At 48.2% G+C, this 19298-nt stretch carries 19 protein-coding genes; 5 read left to right on the top strand and 14 right to left on the bottom strand.

Annotation, left to right across the window (positions count from 1 at the left end):
* Window positions 1-101 precede the first annotated feature (101 nt).
* Entirely contained in the window at window positions 102-1295 is a 1194-nt protein-coding gene (locus KZ771_RS09770) for an MFS transporter (protein WP_290653138.1), read from the bottom strand.
* A gap of 73 nt (window positions 1296-1368) precedes the next feature.
* Here KZ771_RS09770 and KZ771_RS09765 point away from each other — a divergent pair, with 73 nt between their 5' ends.
* The gene (locus KZ771_RS09765) at window positions 1369-1626 is read left to right on the top strand and encodes a YkoF family thiamine/hydroxymethylpyrimidine-binding protein (protein ID WP_133539487.1); all 258 of its coding nucleotides are present in this window, start codon (window positions 1369-1371) and stop codon (window positions 1624-1626) included.
* Here KZ771_RS09765 and KZ771_RS09760 read toward each other — a convergent pair.
* On the bottom strand, window positions 1607-2623 hold the full coding sequence (locus tag KZ771_RS09760) for a GGDEF domain-containing protein (protein ID WP_290653136.1): 1017 nt from the start codon (window positions 2621-2623) through the stop codon (window positions 1607-1609). The two genes, KZ771_RS09765 and KZ771_RS09760, sit on opposite strands and share 20 nt — an antisense overlap.
* Before the next feature lie 65 nt (window positions 2624-2688).
* Here KZ771_RS09760 and KZ771_RS09755 point away from each other — a divergent pair, with 65 nt between their 5' ends.
* A complete protein-coding gene (locus KZ771_RS09755) occupies window positions 2689-3138 on the top strand; it encodes an N-acetyltransferase (RefSeq protein ID WP_290653134.1) in 450 nt (149 codons plus the stop codon).
* Here the strand turns inward: KZ771_RS09755 and KZ771_RS09750 are convergent.
* The gene (locus KZ771_RS09750) at window positions 3135-3569 is read right to left on the bottom strand and encodes a nuclear transport factor 2 family protein (RefSeq protein WP_133539484.1); all 435 of its coding nucleotides are present in this window, start codon (window positions 3567-3569) and stop codon (window positions 3135-3137) included. The genes KZ771_RS09755 and KZ771_RS09750 overlap by 4 nt on opposite strands.
* Window positions 3570-3645: 76 nt before the next feature.
* Between KZ771_RS09750 and KZ771_RS09745 the strand changes: the two genes are divergently transcribed.
* Window positions 3646-4068 carry a secondary thiamine-phosphate synthase enzyme YjbQ gene (locus KZ771_RS09745; RefSeq protein ID WP_290654833.1) on the top strand — a complete coding sequence of 141 codons (423 nt, stop codon included), beginning with the start codon at window positions 3646-3648 and terminating at the stop codon, window positions 4066-4068.
* Window positions 4069-4071: 3 nt separating this feature from the next.
* Here the strand turns inward: KZ771_RS09745 and KZ771_RS09740 are convergent, their stop codons facing one another.
* On the bottom strand, window positions 4072-5382 hold the full coding sequence (locus KZ771_RS09740) for a methyl-accepting chemotaxis protein (RefSeq protein WP_290653131.1): 1311 nt from the start codon (window positions 5380-5382) through the stop codon (window positions 4072-4074).
* A gap of 147 nt (window positions 5383-5529) precedes the next feature.
* Here KZ771_RS09740 and KZ771_RS09735 point away from each other — a divergent pair, with 147 nt between their 5' ends.
* Complete coding sequence (locus KZ771_RS09735; protein WP_290653129.1) at window positions 5530-6423, top strand: TIGR00730 family Rossman fold protein; 894 nt, start codon at window positions 5530-5532, stop codon at window positions 6421-6423.
* Between the two features lie 2 nt (window positions 6424-6425).
* On the opposite strand, the gene KZ771_RS09730 is transcribed toward KZ771_RS09735, so the two are convergent.
* From KZ771_RS09730 to KZ771_RS09685, 10 genes are all read right to left on the bottom strand, one after another.
* Window positions 6426-7541 carry an ABC transporter permease gene (locus KZ771_RS09730; RefSeq protein ID WP_290653127.1) on the bottom strand — a complete coding sequence of 372 codons (1116 nt, stop codon included), beginning with the start codon at window positions 7539-7541 and terminating at the stop codon, window positions 6426-6428.
* Complete coding sequence (gene rbbA / locus KZ771_RS09725; RefSeq protein WP_290570893.1) at window positions 7542-10265, bottom strand: ribosome-associated ATPase/putative transporter RbbA; 2724 nt, start codon at window positions 10263-10265, stop codon at window positions 7542-7544.
* Window positions 10265-11320, bottom strand: coding sequence for an efflux RND transporter periplasmic adaptor subunit (locus KZ771_RS09720; protein WP_290653125.1), 1056 nt, complete (start codon window positions 11318-11320; stop codon window positions 10265-10267). Before KZ771_RS09720 ends, rbbA begins: the two co-directional genes overlap by 1 nt.
* Complete coding sequence (locus KZ771_RS09715) at window positions 11317-12084, bottom strand: SDR family NAD(P)-dependent oxidoreductase (RefSeq protein WP_290653123.1); 768 nt, start codon at window positions 12082-12084, stop codon at window positions 11317-11319. Before KZ771_RS09715 ends, KZ771_RS09720 begins: the two co-directional genes overlap by 4 nt.
* A gap of 110 nt (window positions 12085-12194) precedes the next feature.
* A complete protein-coding gene (pgsW, locus tag KZ771_RS09710) occupies window positions 12195-13346 on the bottom strand; it encodes a poly-gamma-glutamate system protein (RefSeq protein ID WP_290653121.1) in 1152 nt (383 codons plus the stop codon).
* A 14-nt stretch (window positions 13347-13360) separates the two neighbouring features.
* Window positions 13361-13936: a poly-gamma-glutamate biosynthesis protein PgsC gene (gene pgsC / locus KZ771_RS09705; protein WP_290570885.1), complete on the bottom strand. Its 576-nt coding sequence runs from the start codon at window positions 13934-13936 to the stop codon at window positions 13361-13363.
* On the bottom strand, window positions 13933-15141 hold the full coding sequence (gene pgsB, locus KZ771_RS09700) for a poly-gamma-glutamate synthase PgsB (RefSeq protein ID WP_290570883.1): 1209 nt from the start codon (window positions 15139-15141) through the stop codon (window positions 13933-13935). Before pgsB ends, pgsC begins: the two co-directional genes overlap by 4 nt.
* Before the next feature lie 96 nt (window positions 15142-15237).
* Complete coding sequence (locus KZ771_RS09695; RefSeq protein ID WP_290570881.1) at window positions 15238-16440, bottom strand: ectonucleotide pyrophosphatase/phosphodiesterase; 1203 nt, start codon at window positions 16438-16440, stop codon at window positions 15238-15240.
* 21 nt (window positions 16441-16461) lie between these two features.
* The gene (locus KZ771_RS09690) at window positions 16462-16800 is read right to left on the bottom strand and encodes a zinc ribbon domain-containing protein YjdM (RefSeq protein ID WP_290570879.1); all 339 of its coding nucleotides are present in this window, start codon (window positions 16798-16800) and stop codon (window positions 16462-16464) included.
* 65 nt (window positions 16801-16865) lie between these two features.
* Window positions 16866-18230: an SLC13 family permease gene (locus KZ771_RS09685; protein WP_290653119.1), complete on the bottom strand. Its 1365-nt coding sequence runs from the start codon at window positions 18228-18230 to the stop codon at window positions 16866-16868.
* A 75-nt stretch (window positions 18231-18305) separates the two neighbouring features.
* On the opposite strand from KZ771_RS09685, the gene KZ771_RS09680 reads away from it, so the two are divergent.
* On the top strand, window positions 18306-19235 hold the full coding sequence (locus tag KZ771_RS09680) for an alpha-L-glutamate ligase (RefSeq protein ID WP_290570875.1): 930 nt from the start codon (window positions 18306-18308) through the stop codon (window positions 19233-19235).
* Window positions 19236-19298 lie beyond the last annotated feature (63 nt).

The raw sequence follows: 19298 nt of genomic DNA, 5'->3' as shown, positions 1-19298 counted from the left end.
CTCACTAACCAAACTTGGCAATGAGTATAAGTAAAACTAACGCTATTAGTACACCTGTAATCGTTGTAAAACCATGCTGATAAATGCGTTTGTCTTCAGGTTTACGTGTTGTCATGGCGTTTCTCTTTATCAAATTTGGACATGGCCAATAGGCCCAGCAGTGGGCCGGGCAATAATAACCAGCTAACCCATTCGTTAAGCACTGGCCAGCTATAGCTGACCAACCAGATAGCAGGAACGGTCAGCGCAAAACCAACGGCATTCATAACGGCTAGTGAACTTCCAACATTATCCGCTGGTGCCACTTGTGCTGCCAAAGCCGAAAATTGGGGGGAGTCAGCAATAACTGTTATACCCCACAACATTAATACGACGAGAAGTACAAAGGGGGGCAAAACCGTGAGCAGTGGGTATATCAGGCACAGCAATCCCGAGCTTATCAACGCGAATCGGGCCACAGCGAAGCCACCAATTGCTCGACTCAACCAACCTCCGGCCAGGCAACCAAGAGCGCCGATACCGATCAGGGCAAATGATAGCCAGGGAATACTACTGAGTGACCAGTTAGACTCGGTTACAGGCCTGACTACCAGCAGTGGAACTAACATCCAAAAGGCATATAACTCCCAACAGTGACCAAAATATCCACCGGCAACCGACCGGAAGTTTGGAATTTTTAATGCGGATAACCCCTGACTTAACGCTGCGCGCCTGGCTGTTGCAGGTAAATGTGGGCCACAACCTAAAGCGCCGACGGTAATACCGCCCAGTACCGCAAGAACGGATGCGGTGAATAGCGGTGCTTGCCAGCCCAGTCCCAAGGTGAAGCCTCGCATTAAGTGGGGTAGCGCAGTTCCTAAAGTAAGCATAGCAAGCAACCAGGATAACGCTGAACCCGCGTATTTGGGCACCCAGGATATAACCAACTTCATGCCCATGGGGTAAATTCCCGCAAGGCACAGTCCCGTAAGTAATCGTAGTAACCAGGCCAGCATGAAGTGGTCGACGGCTAAGATAAATAGCGCGTTTACCAGTGCGCCGAATAAACTGGAAATGCAAAAAATCATGCTGGCTTTGTAGCGGTCAGCTAAACCGGTTAGTGCTAATGACAAGGTGCCGATAATAAACCCTAACTGAACGGCAAGCGTAAAGGCACCTAGATCTGCTTCGGTAAATCCTTGTTCAGATGAAAGGCTGAGCCAAACGCCATTGATACTAAACCACAACGAGGTGCCAAATAGCTGAGCTAAAATGATAACCGGCAAAGCGATACGCAAGCGAACATCCGATGTCATTCAGAAACCTCGTGTTAGCATCAATGGTCTGGTAATTTAGGTCGCAACAGTCGCAACATAAGGAGCAACTATCATGAAACTGACCGTTGAAATTAGCAAGTACCCGTTAGCGGACGACTATATTGGCCCCATAAAGGGCTTTATCGATGAGCTGAATAAGTCTGAGCAGTTAAAAATAATAACCAATACGCTAAGTACGCAAGTTTTTGGCGACTACGATGAGGTCATGGCAGCACTGCAGCGATGCATTAAGTGGTCGTTCGAGCGTTACGGTAAAGTTGTTTTCGTGTGTAAGTTCTTACACGGTGATCTTAGCCCTGCATCGGCATAACGCGGTTGCGACCCAGCCGCTTGGCTTCATACAGGCGGCGATCCGCTGTTTCCAGTAAATCACTGCGACGCATACCGTGATCGAGTTTAGCTACCCCAAATGAGGCGGTAACGCCGTCAATGCTGCGATTAGTCCGGCGGTCATAGACGGTGACTTTTTCTAGCGCGCGACGAATAACCTCAGCTTGGTGAATAGCTTCTGCCAAAGAAGTGTCGCGCATGAGCACAGCGAACTCCTCGCCGCCAAAACGAAAAGGCGTAGCGTTGGGTTTACATTTTTCCTGCAATCGTTTGGCAATGGCTTTTAATACTCGGTCACCCATTTGGTGTCCGTATTTATCGTTAATCTCTTTAAAGTAATCAACGTCTATCATAATCAAACAAGGTGATTGTGATTCGTCTATAGCTTGTATTTCGCTGTCCAGATAGCGTCGATTGTAAAGCCCGGTGAGAGCATCATAAAAAGCGTCTTTTTGACTCTTCTCAAGTTCTCTTTTCAGTTGCGACACCTCTTTTTCAGCCGTTTTTAATGCCGTTGCGAAATCTAATGTTGAATTGCGAATAAGTTGGGTTTCTTTCACCATGGTGCGGACAAGCTTCATTACCTCGTCCATAGACCAGCCCTCTTTTTCGACTTTGTTTAAGTCATCCAGGCAGGTATCCATCGAGGCCTTGAAACCCTCAGTATTGTTTTGCGTATCAAGCACCGTTTGCGAAAACTCGGTAAGCATAGCCTCAACGCTCTGTCGTAATTGCCAGGCACTGAGCTCTTCTTTATCGGCAACGTGCTTGCGATAAAGCTCTTGGGTGTAAATATCAGAAAATGGTCGCCCTTCTATTAACGCACGTTCGATTTCTTCGTGCAGTTCATTATTTTGATTTTCAACGTAGGCGTACCACAACGCGTAGTTAGTCGGTATCGCCGGAATTTTATGCTTAAGCAATAAGGGGATGGTTTGCTTAAGTGTTTTAAATGACTGGTCTAAAGAATCACTCATGCTGCGTTTTATTTTCCGTTATGCTGTGATTAACTTACGCTCAAAACATACCAATAGGTTTAACTGTGATCAAAATCGCTACGAAAGCCGATCTACAAACGGCATTAACCTGGCCCGCTGACGCCGATGAATTTAAACTTTGGTTCGGTGATAACATCGCTTTTGGTAGCCAAGTCGATACCATCTGGATGCAAATAAAGGCCGATGAGCGCGCGACGTTTGCTTTTTATGATCAGCAGCAACTGCAGGGCTTTGGGCAATGTTACCAGAAGCAACCCGGTGCTCGTCATATCGCCTGCCTTATTGTTAATGCGGCCTGCCGTGGACAGGGATTAGGCCGCCGCTTTGTCACTGAACTTATGCAACAGGCATTGGCTCAGGATGATGTCGATTACATCACGCTAAATGTCTACCCTGAAAATATTCCGGCGCGCCGGCTATACAGCGATCTCGGCTTTCGGGAAGTCGGCGAGACCCGCGGCATGGTATCAATGCAATACGACCGTCCAGGCTAATCTTTGGCAACCGTGGCATTCCAGTTGAGTGCTTGCCAGCGACCGTCGCGTTTAACAAATACGCCGGTATTGTAAAAGCGATCAGTGACCGTCCCGTCAGTGGCTGAAGTCAGGGTAAAGTTGACAATGACCGCATCGGTTAGCGACTTAACCTCAATATTTTCTGCGCCATACCAGGTATTGACTTGCTCCGGGTCATACGGCTCAACGTCCTGTAAACCTTGCATCAGAGAGTCTTTGCCGTAGCGGGTGCCGCGAGAACTGGTATACGTCAGACCATCCGCCCAGAATTCGGCATGTGCCTGTGGATCATTGATGCTGGCACCATATAAAAACGTTTCAATGGTTTCCGTCAGTTCGGCTTTGAGATCGCTTTGTGCGTTCGTGCTGAAAGATATCACTAACAAAACCAGCGGTATTAACATGCGCATGAGAATTGTACCTTTGATAAGCTAAGAAGCTTAAGCGTGTCACTGACGCATGCAAAAAGCAATAAGGCAGGAGGCAATCGTGTATAAGCAAACCGAAATAAAATTGACACCGAAAAGCCGTGGCTTTCATTTGATTACGCAAGATATCGACAAGGCGTTACAACAACTGCCGCAGGTTGAGTGTGGGATACTGCATGTTTTCATTAAGCACACCTCTGCGTCATTAACGATTAATGAAAATGCTGACCCAACGGTGAGAGCTGATTTTGAAAGTCATTTTAATCATATGGTGCCGGAGAATCAGCCGTATTATCAGCATACGCTTGAGGGGCCCGATGATATGCCTGCCCATATAAAATCAAGTCTACTTGGCAGTAGTGTGACAATCCCGGTAACCAACGGGCAGCTAAATATGGGAACCTGGCAAGGCGTTTATTGCTGTGAACACCGCGATCACGCCGGCTCGCGCACGTTGGTGCTCACGCTACAGGGTGAATAATCGCTAGTCTGAAATGAACTCGTCGAGTAAGCCAACCACGCGGTCGGAGGTCGCTATAAGTTCTTCGACCATGGGTTCGAGCTGATCATGGCTAGCACCTTGTTTGGCTTTGGCAAAAATATTGCGACCGAGCTGGTGTACCTTAGGATGAATATCGTTATAAAGTTCATTAAAACTGGCTTTATTCGCTAAAAGTGACTGCCCGCGCTCAGAGTCGAGGAATTTACCCAATCGGCACTGGGTGTGGTCTTTAAGCTCGGCTTCGCTCAGTGATGTTTGGCTAAACAAGGCGTAGCGGATGACTTTATCCACCCAAACGATGTGGTCAGACTTAGCCAATCGTAGAAGCATCCCGGGCTCGTCATCGGGGAGATATTGTAGCTCTTCTAGTTGATTCTCGCGTAAGTGACGCATTACTTTAGCAATATCATTAAAGGATAAGCTGGCTGTTTTAACTGAGTCCGAAACATGTTGCAGGCGTTTAGCCATGTCACTGGCAACGTTGGATTGTTCGCGAGTTGCCGTTGAAACCTCTGTGGTTGCTGATAGGTTTTGCTCAGCGGAATCGCGCGCTCGTTCTAAAATATCACAGACCTGCAAACGATCCTCACGTGATTCGGTTAACGCATCATTACTGGTTTCGATAACTGACTCAATGTCGCGAGCGCCTTTAACCACGTCATTAACAATAGTATCAATTTCGGTAGCGGCCTCCGAGCTGCGGTTAGCCAGCTCTCGCACAGCATCAGCGACAACAGAGAAGCCGCGTCCGGCTTCACCGGCTCTAGCCGCCTCAATCGCCGCATTAAGTGCTAGCAAGTTAGTTTGGTCGGCAATATCATTAACAGTTTTGGTGAGGTGGGTAATGCGCTCAGTTTGGCTGACAAATGCGCGTGTGTGTTCCGTTACCTGAGCGATGGATGATTCAACATCGCTCATATGAGTCACTAATGTTTTAAGTTTTTGTAGGCCGTCGTCAGCATCGCTGGCAGACTGTTGCGCTGCCGTTAAGACTTGCTCTGCATAAGCAGCAACCTGCGTTGCGGAGGATGACATTTCTTCAACCGCCGTTGCGAGTTGTTCTGCATCCGCTTCTATGCCGTTTATCTGTTCTTGAAAGGTGAGCCCTTCGCGACCAAAACGGACGATATTGCGAATCGAATCAATACTACTATCCGCAATGCCATAAATATCGGTCGATGATTTGGGCAGGTTAAATAGCGGTGACATCCAATCTGGCGCCTCATGGGCTGCCAGCTCGCCACGACTATATGCTTCGAGGTAGGCTTGTGCCTTTCTCTGAGTTAACAACATAGTTAAGACGCCTTTTATCCTTATAGATTACAGGGTTATTGTGACATAAAAGCGTGCAATGCCAAGTAAAATTATCATCGTTTAAACGCTAGTTTGTGATTACACTATCGACATAATTCACAAAAAACTTAAACATGAGATGAAGATATGACCGAAAAGGATGAACTCCATCGGCGCCGGCTAACTTCTGCTAAAGAGTCTGATGCAGCCGTAGCAAAAATAGAAGGCCAAGGGTCTTATAAATTAGCCTTTGCTGACGATGATTTTTTATTGCGGGATGACTTGCGTGCGGTCCGTTTGCAGCTGGAATACTTAAAACCTCAAATCGTATTAGAAGAACATAACGTAGAAGCGACGATTGTGGTTTTTGGTAGCGCCCGCTTTTTATCGCCGGAGCAAGCTGAACATGATCTAAGAATTGCGGAGGCTGAACTTAACAAGGCGCCTCACGATGATAGCCTAAAAGGTCAGCTAAAACGGGCTAAACGAGCGTTGAAGAATAGTCACTACTATCAACAAGCCCGAGACTTTGCTCGTATCGCCACTGAACATAGTTTACGGCGACCCGATGAAAACTTAATGATTGTCAGCGGCGGCGGGCCAGGGGTAATGGAAGCCGCAAATCGAGGTGCAATGGATGCTGGGGGCGAGAGTATTGGCTTAAATATCGTGCTGCCTAAAGAACAACGGCCCAATCCTTATATCACCCCGGACTATTGCTTTCAGTTTCATTATTTTGCGATTCGTAAAATGCACTTTGTGCAGCGAGCCAGAGCATTAGTCGCTTTTCCGGGTGGTTTTGGAACCTTAGACGAACTGTTTGAAACACTGACATTAGTGCAAACGAAGAAGTCAGAACCGGTGCCTATCGTATTGGTAGGTAAAGCGTTCTGGTCTCAATTGATTGATTTTGAACTGATGGTTGACGAGGGAACGATCGAACAAACCGATCTTGATTTGTTTACCGTGGTTGATACTCCTGAGGAAGCCTGGCAGGCCATCTGCCAGTGTTATGACCTCAAAAATGGTAAAGCCATTTAAAACTAAGCCATAGCGGCCAAGCGTTGTTGAAAATTACGCCAAGAAATAACAAAAAATGCCAATCCAATGGCCAGCAAAGCAGCTAATTGCGGCCAAACTACGCTAAAGCCTGCCCCACGAAACAGTAGGCTTTGGCCAAACGCAGTGTAATGTGATGTCGGCGCCAGGGACATTATCCATTGTACTGGCGTCGGCATACTATCAAAAGGCGTCATGCCCCCCGATAAAATCTGCATGGGTAAAATAACTAACAAAAACAGCAAGCCAAATTGCGGCATGGTGCGGGCAAAGGTACCCATAAATATACCAATCGAGGTGGTTGCGAATAAATGCAGTGCCGTCCCTAATAAAAACAAGCTGGGTGAGCCTTGAACCGGAATAGCGAGTGCCTGTTGAATGACGATAAGTAGTGAGAAACTTGCGGCAAGCAATACCACTACCCCCATAGACCAGACTTTGCTTAACATGATGTGTAACGGTGTGATTGGCATGACCATCAAATGTTCGATAGTGCCATGCTCACGCTCTCTGAGTAATGCCGCCCCTGTCAAAATGATAGAGAGCATGGTGATCTGGTTGATTAACTCCATAACCGCACTGAACCAGCCGCTGTCGAGTTGTTCGTTAAACATCGTCCGCATCGAAATATCAATGGGTATGGCGTTAGATTGCTGCGTGAAGCGCGCTACTTCCGATTGAATAATCGCTTGTATGTAACCGTTGCCAGTAAAAGCTTGTGACATTCTTGTAGCATCGACTAGCACTTGAATTTCGGGCTGTTGGTTAGCAAGCACATCGCGTTGTAAATCTGATGGTATGGTTACAATAAAGGTAAAACGGCCTTGATCCATTTCGCTATCGGCTTGTTGTGCGGTGACGCGTTGAGGGGATAAAAAATAAGGTTCAATAAAGGCGCTGATAATTTGTTGGGATAGGGGTGAGCGATCGTTATCAATAACGGCGATAGGTGTCTTATGTAACGTCTGTGGAGTCGCAGAAGCGGCTGTGCACACGAAAACCGTAAAGGCTAACACGATAAACAGCAGCAGCATCGGGTCGCGCGATAGGCTAACGAGCTCTTTAATACCTAAATTAAAAACAACTTTTAGATTACGCATTTAGCCGTCCTGCTTCTTAACCAAAGCGATACCGAGGAGTGTGAAGGCCATTGCAGCAACAGCTAGCCCGGTGATCATCGGCAGTAGGTCCGCCATTCCCAACGCTTTTGAGAACGCGCCACGACTGCTGATCATGTAATAGGAGGTGGGGTAGATCTCGCCAATAAATTTAGCTAAACCCTCTAATGACGTGACCGGTGTGATCATGCCGGAAAATTGTGATGCGGGGAGAATAGTCGCTAACGCCGTGCCGAACAGGGCGGCTATTTGACTGTTTAAAAAGGCTGACATGATGAGCCCAAGTGCGGTTGCGACAATCACGTAAAGTACGGTGGCTAGTGACAGTGCTACGAAGCTGCCTTTCAGTTCAACGTCAAAAATGAGGGTGGCTTGGGCAACCAAAATTAAGAAGTTAATTAGACCGAGTATGATGTAGGGTAATTGCTTACCCAGAAAAAACTCACTTTTTTTGGTTGGCGTCACGTAAAAGTTGGTGATAGAACCGAGCTCCTTTTCGCGTACCACGGATAACGACGTTAATATGGCCGGAAATAACATGAGTAACAACGGAATAACGGCTGGTACCATTGCGGCTAAGCTTTCAATGTCGGGGTTGTAACGGTAACGACTTTCGATATTAATAGCAGGACCTAAAGGCCGCGATTGACTTAATGACTGTAATTGCAGGCTTAGCCATTCGTTGTGCATACCTTGAACATAGCCTTGTGCTGTTTCGGCGCGCATTGGCATGGCGCCATCGAGCCAAACACCGATGCTAAGCGGATCCTTGCGCTGTAAATCGCGGGCAAAGTTAGGTGGCAACTCCAGCGCCAGACTGATTTCACCGTTTCGCATACGCTCATCCAGTGCTTGATAGTGACTGATATCCGCATGCTGCTTAAAGTAGCGGGAACCAGCCAGATTATTAACATAGTCGCGGCTGGTGCTAGTCTGATCGCGGTCGAGTACGGCGAAGTCAATCTCATCAACATCCATATTGATACCGTAGCCCAACACAAACATTAAAATAACGCTACCTATCAGGGCCATGGCCAAGCGAATAGGATCACGCACTAACTCGAGGGTTTCGCGGTGGCTGATACTGAGTAGTCGACGCAGACTGAAGCCACGCTGTTGCTCAACCGGTTGCTGCTGTATTTCAGTTAACTGCGTTGTCGCGTGACTGTCGCTGACTTGTTGCAAGTAATAAATAAAGGCGGACTCTAAATTATCTTGCTGGCTTTGTTGGATGATCTGTTCTGGCGTGTCGGTAATCAAGACCTCACCGGCGTGCATTAAGGAAATGCGGTGACAGTGCTCAGCTTCGTTCATAAAGTGGGTTGAAACAAAGATAGTAACGCCTTGCTCATCTGCTAAAGACTGCAAAATTTGCCAGAACTGTTCCCGCGCGACAGGATCCACACCAGAGGTGGGTTCGTCTAAGATCAAAATATCGGGTTGGTGAATAAGTGCCACTGCTAGCGATAAACGCTGGCGCTCACCTACGGGTAACTGCTTGGCTAATAAGGGCAGTAACCCTGTCAGGCCAAGCTGTTCGGTTAGTGTAGCTAAGCGTTGTTCTAATTGTGGAGCTGACAAATCAAACAGCTTGCCATGCAGGCGCAAGTTTTGGGCAACGGTCAGCTCTTCATACAATGAAAAGTTCTGTGTCATATAACCAATACGCCGGCGCGTATCGATGCCATAATCAGTCAGCGGCTGACCAAATAGTTGAGCATTGCCTGAGGTCGGCTTCAGCAGGCCTGTCAGCATTTTCATGGTGGTGGTTTTGCCACAGCCGTTAGAGCCTAAAAAGCCAAAAATCTCGCCTTTTCTGATCGTGAAGCTCGCTGATTTGACGGCGGTAAAATCGCCGAATTTTAACGTTAAATCATGGGCTTCGATTGCAATCTCTTTTGTTGCTGTAGCGGATCTTACAGATTGACTGGGTTCTGCTTGCTCTGTGGCTATACCCAGCAGTTGTGTAAAGGCTTGGTTTAGATTGCTGGTGTGAGTCTGTTGTAAGAGTTCGTTGGGTGTGCCGCAGGCAAGTAACTTGCCTTGATTAATCGTTGCCAGCCAATCAAACGAGGTTGCCTCGTCCATGTAAGCCGTGGCAACGATAATACTTATTTCGGGTTGCTGCTGTCGAATTGATTGGATCAGCTGCCAGAACTGACGGCGGGAGAGTGGATCAACGCCTGTGGTAGGCTCGTCTAACAGCAGCAGCTTAGGGTTATGGATTAACGCGCAACAAAGTCCTAGCTTTTGTTTCATCCCGCCGGATAATTTGCCGCTGGGGCGATGGCGGAAATCCCACAAACCGGTGGCGTTTAACAAAAACTTGATGCGCTGCCGACTTTGTTGGGGCGGCAGCGCAAACAATTTGGCAAAGAAATTTAAGTTCTCCAGCACCGACAACGTAGGATAAAGGTTTTTACCGAGTCCTTGCGGCATATAGGCAACTTGGCGTTGCAATTGTTTGCGTTCATGTTCGCTGGCGATGTCGTAGCCGAGCACCTTAAGGCTACCCTGTTGCAGCTTTCTGGCACCGGCGACTAAGGATAAAAAGGTTGATTTACCAACGCCATCGGGTCCTATAATGCCGCAAAGCTTACCGTCAGGAATAGACACCGAAATATCAGCTAATGCCTGCTTCTTGCCATAGAGATGCGAGACGTTTGCACAGTTAACGGCACTGACATGAGCACCCTCTGCGGCCATCAATTAAGCTCCGTTTGCAGTGCTTCCGGCCAGGCGGGGCGCGAATCAAACTTAATATAAGCGACACCGGGTAAACCGGTTTTCACCTGCTCTAAGTGTTGCTGTAGTAACGCTTTGTTAATACTAACACGCACCCGGAACATGAGCTTTTCTCGCTCCTCGCGAGTTTCTACGGTTTTCGGCGTAAACTGTGCAACATCAGAAATAAAGCTAACTTGGGCTGGAATATTCACTTCAGGGAGCGCATCAAGCACGATTCTTGCGTCGCTACCGAGCGAGATTTTGCCAATGGTAGTCGTCGGCAAAAATACGGTCATATAGACATCGCTGACATCCACCATGTTGATGACGCGACCACCGGCGGCAACCACTTCGCCGGGGCGAGCAATAAGATATTGTATGCGGCCATCCCGAGGCGCTAATAACAGGCTGTCATCGATCTGGGTTTGCACCCGTTCTAGTGTGGCGGCTGCAGCCTCCGCTGCCGCCTCGGTGTTAGCCAGTTGTGAGCGGGCCGTTTGAATAGCGGCCTCACTGGCAGCCAGTTGCGATTTGGCCGCAGCAACAGCGGATTCGGTGCTGACAACCGCAGCGCGTGCATCGTCTAAGTCTTGGGTTGATACAGACCCTTGCTCAGCTAATGAGCGGATCCGTTGTAAACGCTTTTCAGCCAGTTCTAGTTCGGCTTGCCGTTGTTTGACTAATGCGACGGTCGCCTGTTGCTCTGCCTGACGTTGTTTTATCTGGCTCTTTGCAGTGGTAATTGCAGTATTCGCTTGCTTTTGCTGTGCCTGAGCTTGGTGCAATTCTGCTTGCAATGACGACGTATCGAGTTGTGCCAGTTTATCACCGCTTAAAACAAAATCACCGTCATTCACCCACACCTGCTCAAGGCGCCCGGCAATTTTTGTGGCAATGTTCAGCTCGACCGCTTCGATGCGACCATTGCCGCTAACAATATCAGTGTATTCGGGTTCGTCCTGGTTCAGGCTCAAGTAAACAAAAAAGACCAGGACGACAGCAACGACGGCGATTACGCTATTGCGCTTGTTCATGCGCCCATGCCACCGTCGACACGGTACTGGCAGCCGGTAATAAAGCTACTTTCATCACTGGCTAAAAACAGTACCAGGTTAGCCACTTCTGCTGATTCACCGTAGCGCTGCATAGGAATGCTGCGTTCCAGCTTTTGTTTGGCTTCGTCACCATGGCCGGGACTAAATAATTCTTCAATGGAGCGCATCATACGCGTATTGATGGGTGAAGGGTGAACCGAGTTAACCCGAATATTTTGTGCGGCGACTTCTAGTGCGGCACATTTAGTCAAGCCGGTAACGGCATGTTTTGAAGTGACATAAGGCGCAGCCGTTGCGGTACCATCTAAACCTGCCACAGAGGACATGTTAATAACACTGCCTGAACCTTGCTTTTGCATCTCCTGCAATACGTATTTTAGCCCTAAAAAAGCCCCCCGAACATTCACTGCCATGACGCGATCAAAATTCTCCAGGGATTGTTCGCTAATAGGACCCATTTTGCCTTCGATACCGGCGTTATTAAAAAACACATCGACACGACCAAAATGAGCGACTGTTTGAGCTACATAGTCTTTTACCGCGGCTTCGTCGGCCACGTCTGCCGCAATCCACTTTACGTCAGATTGATTAAATGCGGATGCTGTTTGTTGCAGTTCATCGGCGTTAATATCGACTAACATGACTTGGGCGCCATGTTTTACGAACAGTTCTGCTGTCGCTTTTCCAATGCCGGCTGCAGCGCCGGTTATGATAGCGACCTTACCTTTTAAACGTTGATCCATTATTTGCTCCCGCTTATTAACTATCAGTTAGTGTTAGCGATTTTGTGCAAATATGCAAAGGCCCTACGGAAATTAGGGCCTTTATTTGATCCTTATCTACTACTGTTAGCTTAGACCATGGGTTTAGTGCCTTTACCGCTGTGACCCGAACGCTGCCATAGGCTGGTAATACGAGCAGAGCGCACTATCAGCCAAGTCAGTCCAAATAGGCCAATGGCTAAGCCAAGCGCTAACCAACGGTTATAGGTTGTAGCAGAATAAATACCGCCGTTGCCGACCGGCACAGCTTGCTGTGGCATAAGCGGTAATCCGTGACGCTCGGCCATAGTTTTGATACCAATAAAATGAATGCCAGGAACGTCTTCTTTAAGGAAGTAACCCATCACCGTTTCTACAGCGAAGGCTCTGGCAGGAGCATCCTCTTGCAGACCTGATTTAAAGAAATCATCGATGCCTGCAGGGCCCACCGATGTAGCACCACCACCAACGTTAACGTAAGCAGCGTAGTTTCTTTCAGCCGAGTATTCCCGGAAAATTGCAATACGGTCAGCCACGGCTTCTTGGTAGTTAGCGGGATCTATAAATTTGATGTTGGCGCGCTCGATGGTACGCCTAATTGAATCTATGCCCTCATCGGCTATGCCAACACCGCGGTCTTCGATGCCACCGATCGATGAGTATTCAGCATGCAGGCTGATGACACCGGCTTCGCGCAGTTCGCGCTCCATATCTAACCATAGAAAGTTGGGTACGTTAGCACCCCACTGAGATGACGACGCAGAAGCGACAATCACGGCATCGGCCTCAATGGCCTCAAGAGCAGAGTATATGGCTAAGTTGATGGCAGGAAATGAGCCGGAAATGGTCACCGCGACTAAATCGCCTTCCTTCACGCCTGCATCGGCGAGCAGTTTTACCGCTACAGCTGCCCAATTAGGATTAATCGTGGTCTGCTTGGATTCGCGCCCACCCTGATTAGTTGTGACAATGCTATTTTCCAGGCCAACAAGGCCAGAGCGTTGCGGATCAAATTCGGGATTAATAGGAGCTACCTGTGCTCGCAATGGTTGCAGTACGTTCATGCCTTCACGCATGATTTTGGCTGCGTTAACCATGGTCGCATAATTTTCTTCGACGACCGGATCCCGCTGTTTCATCTTTTCTGCGGCGATCATAACAATAACGGCAACCACGATTAAAAAAATCAGTCCCCAGGTAGGTACACCTGAAGAGCGCCAGTAAATTTTAGTAAAACTACTCATTATGGGTTCTCCTGTTACCAACCGGGCATTTGAAAAGCTTTGCTGGCTTCGTACATTTGTAGTGATTCTGGCATGATTACAATTAACGCCAAACGCACTAAGACAGCAGTTACAGCCAGTCCGCATAATGTCTGCAGTACACCTTGCCGCTCAAACCAAATGGCGATTAGTCCGGGAATGATGTAGCCGATGATGCTGCTTTCCATGACTGACATCATCACTGTCGATTCAAGCATACCGACACGTGCCTGCGAGTCGTCACCGCCAGCAATCATTTGCAAGTCCGCCCAATTAACCAGGTTGCCTATAAACAAATCAAAGAGGCCAGCAATAAGGTACCCTGTCAAAATCATAATAATGGTTTGGCGACGACCATAAATAATCGCAAAGCTAGCGATAACCTTGACGATTAAATAGGTGATCAATGCGGCGAGCAGCGTTATCGCCAGGCTCAAAGGGTCGGTAAGTTGTAAGGCGACGTAACCGGGTACGACCAGGCCACCTGCGGCTAAGCCAAGTGTGTGTGTTAACAGCAACGTAAAAAACAGGCCGACGCCAATAGCAACGGCTAAAATATTGAGTGCAATCATAAGTCTTCCTCTTTGACGGCACGGTTTTGGAAAAAGCGCGCGACTTCTTCGCCACCGCCATGAATATTACACATACCGACAACCAGCGCGTTGCCAGCGGACTCCTCTAGAATGGTTTCGGTGATATCTATCGTGTCGCCACCTTCCAGAACCAGCAGCTTTTCGGGGTCGAGTCCATGCTTTACGGCATTGCGCACAAACACAAAACAGCCGGAGCCCATGAGTATGACTTTGTCCGCCTGAGTCCACTGGCCGGCCTCTTCAGCCATTTGTTGAGAACGATGGGGTCGGTCGGCACGACAGTTGATCAACATGATCCTGCGACGATTTTCACCGAACTTTTCCACCATGTTCTCCCAAATCTTACCGGTCGATTCAGGATCGTTTGCGGCAAAGCCGTTAACAAAAACGATTTCACGTTTAAAATAGTTGATGTGCAGAACCTGCATCGCTCCGGCCTCAGGCTCTAAGGCTGTCATTCCCTCAAGCGCTGCTGCCCGCTCTACACCCAGGTGCTGACAAATTTTGAGTGCGAGTGCAACGTTCTCCTTATGCTCGGCGTATTGGAATTTGCTCATGGTGTCGTCGGATATCGCCTCGACTTCATCCAAGGTTACGCCATGCAACGTGGAGTTACGGTCTTTGCATGAATGATCAAAGGTTTGCAGTAGGTCACGCTCAGCGGTAAACAGATCGCCTTTGACTGGGGTGCTGCCGGCAAGGGCCAGAGCGACGTCTTCTTCGCCAGGCCCCATCACATCCAAATGATCAGGGCGCGCATTAGTAATGACACCGACGTTCGAACGTACCATACGCAATTCGCTAAGCGACTGATATTGCGGTTGCAACGCCATACACTCCATGACGACAATTTCTGGTTTTAGTTTTGCCATACGCTTGAGCGTTCGCATTTGCTCGATGATATTGGCACCGCTAATGCGGTATATGGGGAATTCGCGCCCGTCCGGGTCAGTAACGGCGGCCGCAGAGCCAGTAGTTTTCGCGCAGACGCGCTTGCCGCCAGCTCTCAGGCCTGCGGCGATCAGGCGGGTAACGCTGGTTTTTCCGCGCGTGCCGTTAACGTGAACCCGCACCGGAATGCGGTTAACCAGCCATCGGTGTTTTAACGCCTCGAGTCCGCCAGCCAATATCAGCGCAACCCAGAGACCCATGACGATGGCCAGCAATGCAGGGATTTCCATCATCGCTCTCCTTAACATACAAACTTGTATGTTAAGTTAATAGCGAAAATATCAGAAAAAGACCAATGAATTTAGGGATCTTTACAGTTAACTATACTGTTAATCGTTATCAATTAATGGCGCCAACAACTCGCTGTCACCATCAATTTTTGTCATTAATTCTAGACCCAGTAGCTCTGCCATAAACGGGTAAATGTGTATATTGCTAAACCGATCAAGTTCGGCGTTGGCATTGATCGCTGGGCCGGCGGTAATAAAAATGCCATCCATATCGCGACTACCATAAAAGCCGTGAGTGCCACCATCCTTGCGCCTTTCCGGCGGGCGGCCGGTAAAAGTAGCCGGGGCTTTGGCTGTTAATGTGATATCCGCTTTGCGCGGACCAGGTTTAACGCCTAACGATGACAGAACCTGATTTGATTCAACGCTAAACGTTTTATTAGGCAGCTTCAGCAAGCGCTCGCGTTGCGCCGCAATTTGCTCGTCAGTAGTGTCTTCTTTGGCGTATAGCATAAAGCGCGTTTGTGAGTTGACGGTTTCAAATAGCGACTTATCCACCGGTAACGAATCTTCATCAATCATTTGGTCGGCTTTGATAGGGGTCATGCCATGATCAGAGACTAAAATTAAGTTAACGGGTACATCAACCTCATTGTTTAACCGCTGCCATAGCTCGCCGATCAGTTGGTCGACATGTTGCACCGCTCCTTTGACCTGATGCGCATCGGGGCCAAAGCGATGCCCCATGGTATCGACGACCGAAAAGTAACCGGTAACAATACGAGGACGCGCTGCCGCGGGCAGTTTTAACCAATCAATAATTTGTTCGACCCGTTGGCGGTTAGGTGTTGGGGTGCTGTAATTGTAGTAATAACTTGCTGTACGGCCATTGATTCTTGCCTCAGATTCGGGCCAAAAAAAGGTTGCCGCTTTTACACCCTGAAACTCTGCCAGGTTCCAAATAGGTAGCGTCGTTAACCAGGTGCTGTCTTCGACGCCATCACCCATTCTGTACCGCTGCTGGCGCTCTTTGTCATAAAAATTGTTGTCGACAATACCGTGATTAGCGGGGTATTGACCGGTAACAATAGATAAATGGTTAGGGAATGTTTTAGACGGATAAACCGGAATTAGCCCCTCTGCTCTAACGCCCGTCTCGGCTATGGCTCTAATATTTTTCGCATCGTGTTTTTCGATGTAATCATAGCGAAAACCGTCAATTGAAATTAATACAACGGTCTGCTCTTCAGCTAGGGCGGATAGACTGAATAATAAGCAAAGGCTAAGTAAAAAGCGTTTCATAAGATGACCTGTTTTAAAGCGTTAAACCTTTTTAACAAACTCAGATTTCAGTTTCATGGCACCAATACCGTCAATTTTGCAGTCGATATCATGGTCGCCGTCGACCAAACGAATGTTTTTTACTTTGGTACCAACTTTCACGACCGAAGAAGAGCCTTTAATTTTTAGATCTTTGATAACGGTGACGGTGTCGCCATCATTAAGTGGGCTACCATTTGCATCACGAAACTCAGGTTTTGCGTCGGTTTCTGCAGGCTCATTTTCAGACCATTCATGGCCACATTCAGGACACACAAGCAGCGTGCCATCATGATAGGTAAAAGAAGATTCACATTCCGGGCAGGCGGGAAAGTCGCTCATTAGGTATCCTTAACAATATAGAAGTGGTTGCGAGTATACCCAAAAACAGCCCACAGCGCAGTGGGCTAGACAAAGATCATGACGACGATCGTGGTAACAAAGGCCAGTAAGACATTGAGTATGACGCCCTCTCGTGCCATTTCTTTAATGGTAATACGATTCGAGGCAAATACGATGGAATTGGGGGGCGTGGCGACAGGCATACAAAATGCGCAGCTACAGGCAATAACAGCCGGGATCATGAGTAATTCAATGGGTAAATTAATGGCGGAGGCGGTAGCCGCTAAAATAGGCATTAATAGTGTTGCCGTAGCGGTATTCGATGTGACCTCGGTAACAAATGACACCACAATAGCCAGCACAAAAACAAGTAGCCAAACCGGTAACCCTTCCAGCGCAGTCAGTGAACTACCAATAATGTCACCTAAACCACTTTGCATTACCCCTTTTGCGAGGCAGATGCCCCCGGCAAATAACAATAAAATCCCCCAGGGAATGTCTTTGGCAAGGTTCCAATCAAGTAGTTTTTCGTTGTCGTGACGGCCTGAGGGTATTACAAACATTGCAACGACCCCCGCTAAGGCGACGGTCGCGTCATTTAGGCTGCCCAAGCCCAGTAGTCCGGTCCAGCCGCCAAACGGGCTAGTGCGGGTAACCCACAGTAAAACAACTACGCCGAATACCGCCAGAACGCGTTTTTCGTAACTTGTCATAGCGGTGTTTTGTGGTAACTGCAGTGGCTCTTCGAGTTTGACGTTGCGCGTTAACCAAAGTGCAATTACGGGCAAGCCGAGTATGACCAGTGGTAAGCCTATTCCCAGCCAGCGTGTGAAGCCAAATTCCTGACCGGTAATATTTTGATAAATCGATGCAAAAATTAAATTCGGTGGTGTGCCTACTAATGTGGCAATTCCACCCAGCGAGCCGGCATAAGCCAGCCCTAGTAGCAGCGCCCGCTGGAAGTTTTTATCGTCGGTTGCATCGATAAGCGCCAAGGCTACAGGTAGCAGAGCGAGAACACTGGCCGTATTAGAAATCCACATTGACAAAAACGCGGTAGCGACCATAAACGAAATAATAATTTTACGGCCGTTTCCGGTGCCCATACGCGCCACCAGACCCAATGCTATGCGTTTGTGTACGCCACTGGCCTCTACCGCCTTAGCCAACATAAAGGCGCCCATAAATAACAAAATGATGTTATCACCCAGGGCCTGAGCTGCTGCAGCGGGTGTTAGAATATTTGCGAGTGGTAACAAGATGAAAGGCAGTAGTGAGGTAACCGGTAATGGGATACATTCGCTAATCCACCACCAGGCAACCCAAATAATAACCGCCAGCGCTGATGCGGCGGCCAGAGGCATGCCCATTTGCGTAGCAAATAAAAGGCTTAGTAAAGCACTGATAGGTGCTAATAGAATATGCTTCATTCGATTCATTATTGATCGTAGTTAAGGTCTCGAGTGTAATGTAATGCAGTTAAAAATAAACCTTTAGAGGCATTCATGAGAGAAATTGTAGTTCTTCATGAAAATGAAGAATGGCTGGTACCGTTGCGCGAAGCATTTAAAGAACGGGGCGCCGAGGCAAAAGAGTGGTTTTTGGATGAGGGTGTGGTGCCCTTTACCGACACCCCTGCAGACGCAGTCTATTACAACCGTATGAGCGCATCATCGCACACGCGGGGCCATCGATATGCGCCTGAGCTAACCAAGCTGGTATTGACCTGGCTGGAAAGTCAGAATCGCACCGTGGTGAACGGCAGTCAGGTGCTAGCGTTGGAGATCTGCAAATTATCTCAGTATGCCGCGTTACAGAGAGCTGGTTTGCAGGTACCTAAAACCCAAGCTGTGGTGGGTAAAGAGAAGCTAGCAGGAGCGGCCGAAAAATTCGCTCAATGGCCGTTGATTCTTAAGCCTAACCGTGGCGGCAAGGGGTTGGGTGTGCAGCGGTTTGAATCGCTAACTGCACTAGAGTCGTTTGTTGCTAGTGGCGATTACCAGGAACCATTAGACGGAACCTGGTTATTGCAGGAGTATATTCAGCCTAAAAAGCCGCATATTACCCGAGCAGAATTTGTTGGCCAGCGCTTTGTTTATGCGGTCGAGGTAAATACCGAAGACGGTTTTGAATTGTGCCCGGCCGATAATTGTTCCATCGAGGATCAATTCTGTCCCACTGACCAGACTTCGCATAAATTTACTATTAGCAGGCGTTTTAACGACCATGAAATCATTCGCTCACTGGAAAACTTTCTGCGTAGCAATGATATTGATGTCGCTGGTATCGAGTTTATCGAAAACGAGCAGGGTGAATTATACGTTTATGACGTGAATACTAACACCAACTACAACCAGCCTGCAGAACAACGTGCGAAGGTTAAGGCAACGGGAATGGGTGCCCTGGCTGATTATTTGATTAGTCTTGCAGGTTAAAAAAAGCTGGCCCTAACTCGGGGCCAGCTCAACATGCCAGGGAGAGGTCGGCATTTTAAAACC

It is taken from the genome of Idiomarina sp., from assembly GCF_019431395.1.
Classification (GTDB): domain Bacteria; phylum Pseudomonadota; class Gammaproteobacteria; order Enterobacterales; family Alteromonadaceae; genus Idiomarina.
Note: the sequence above shows the minus strand (reverse complement) of the source record. Positions and strands in the feature narration are given on the sequence as shown.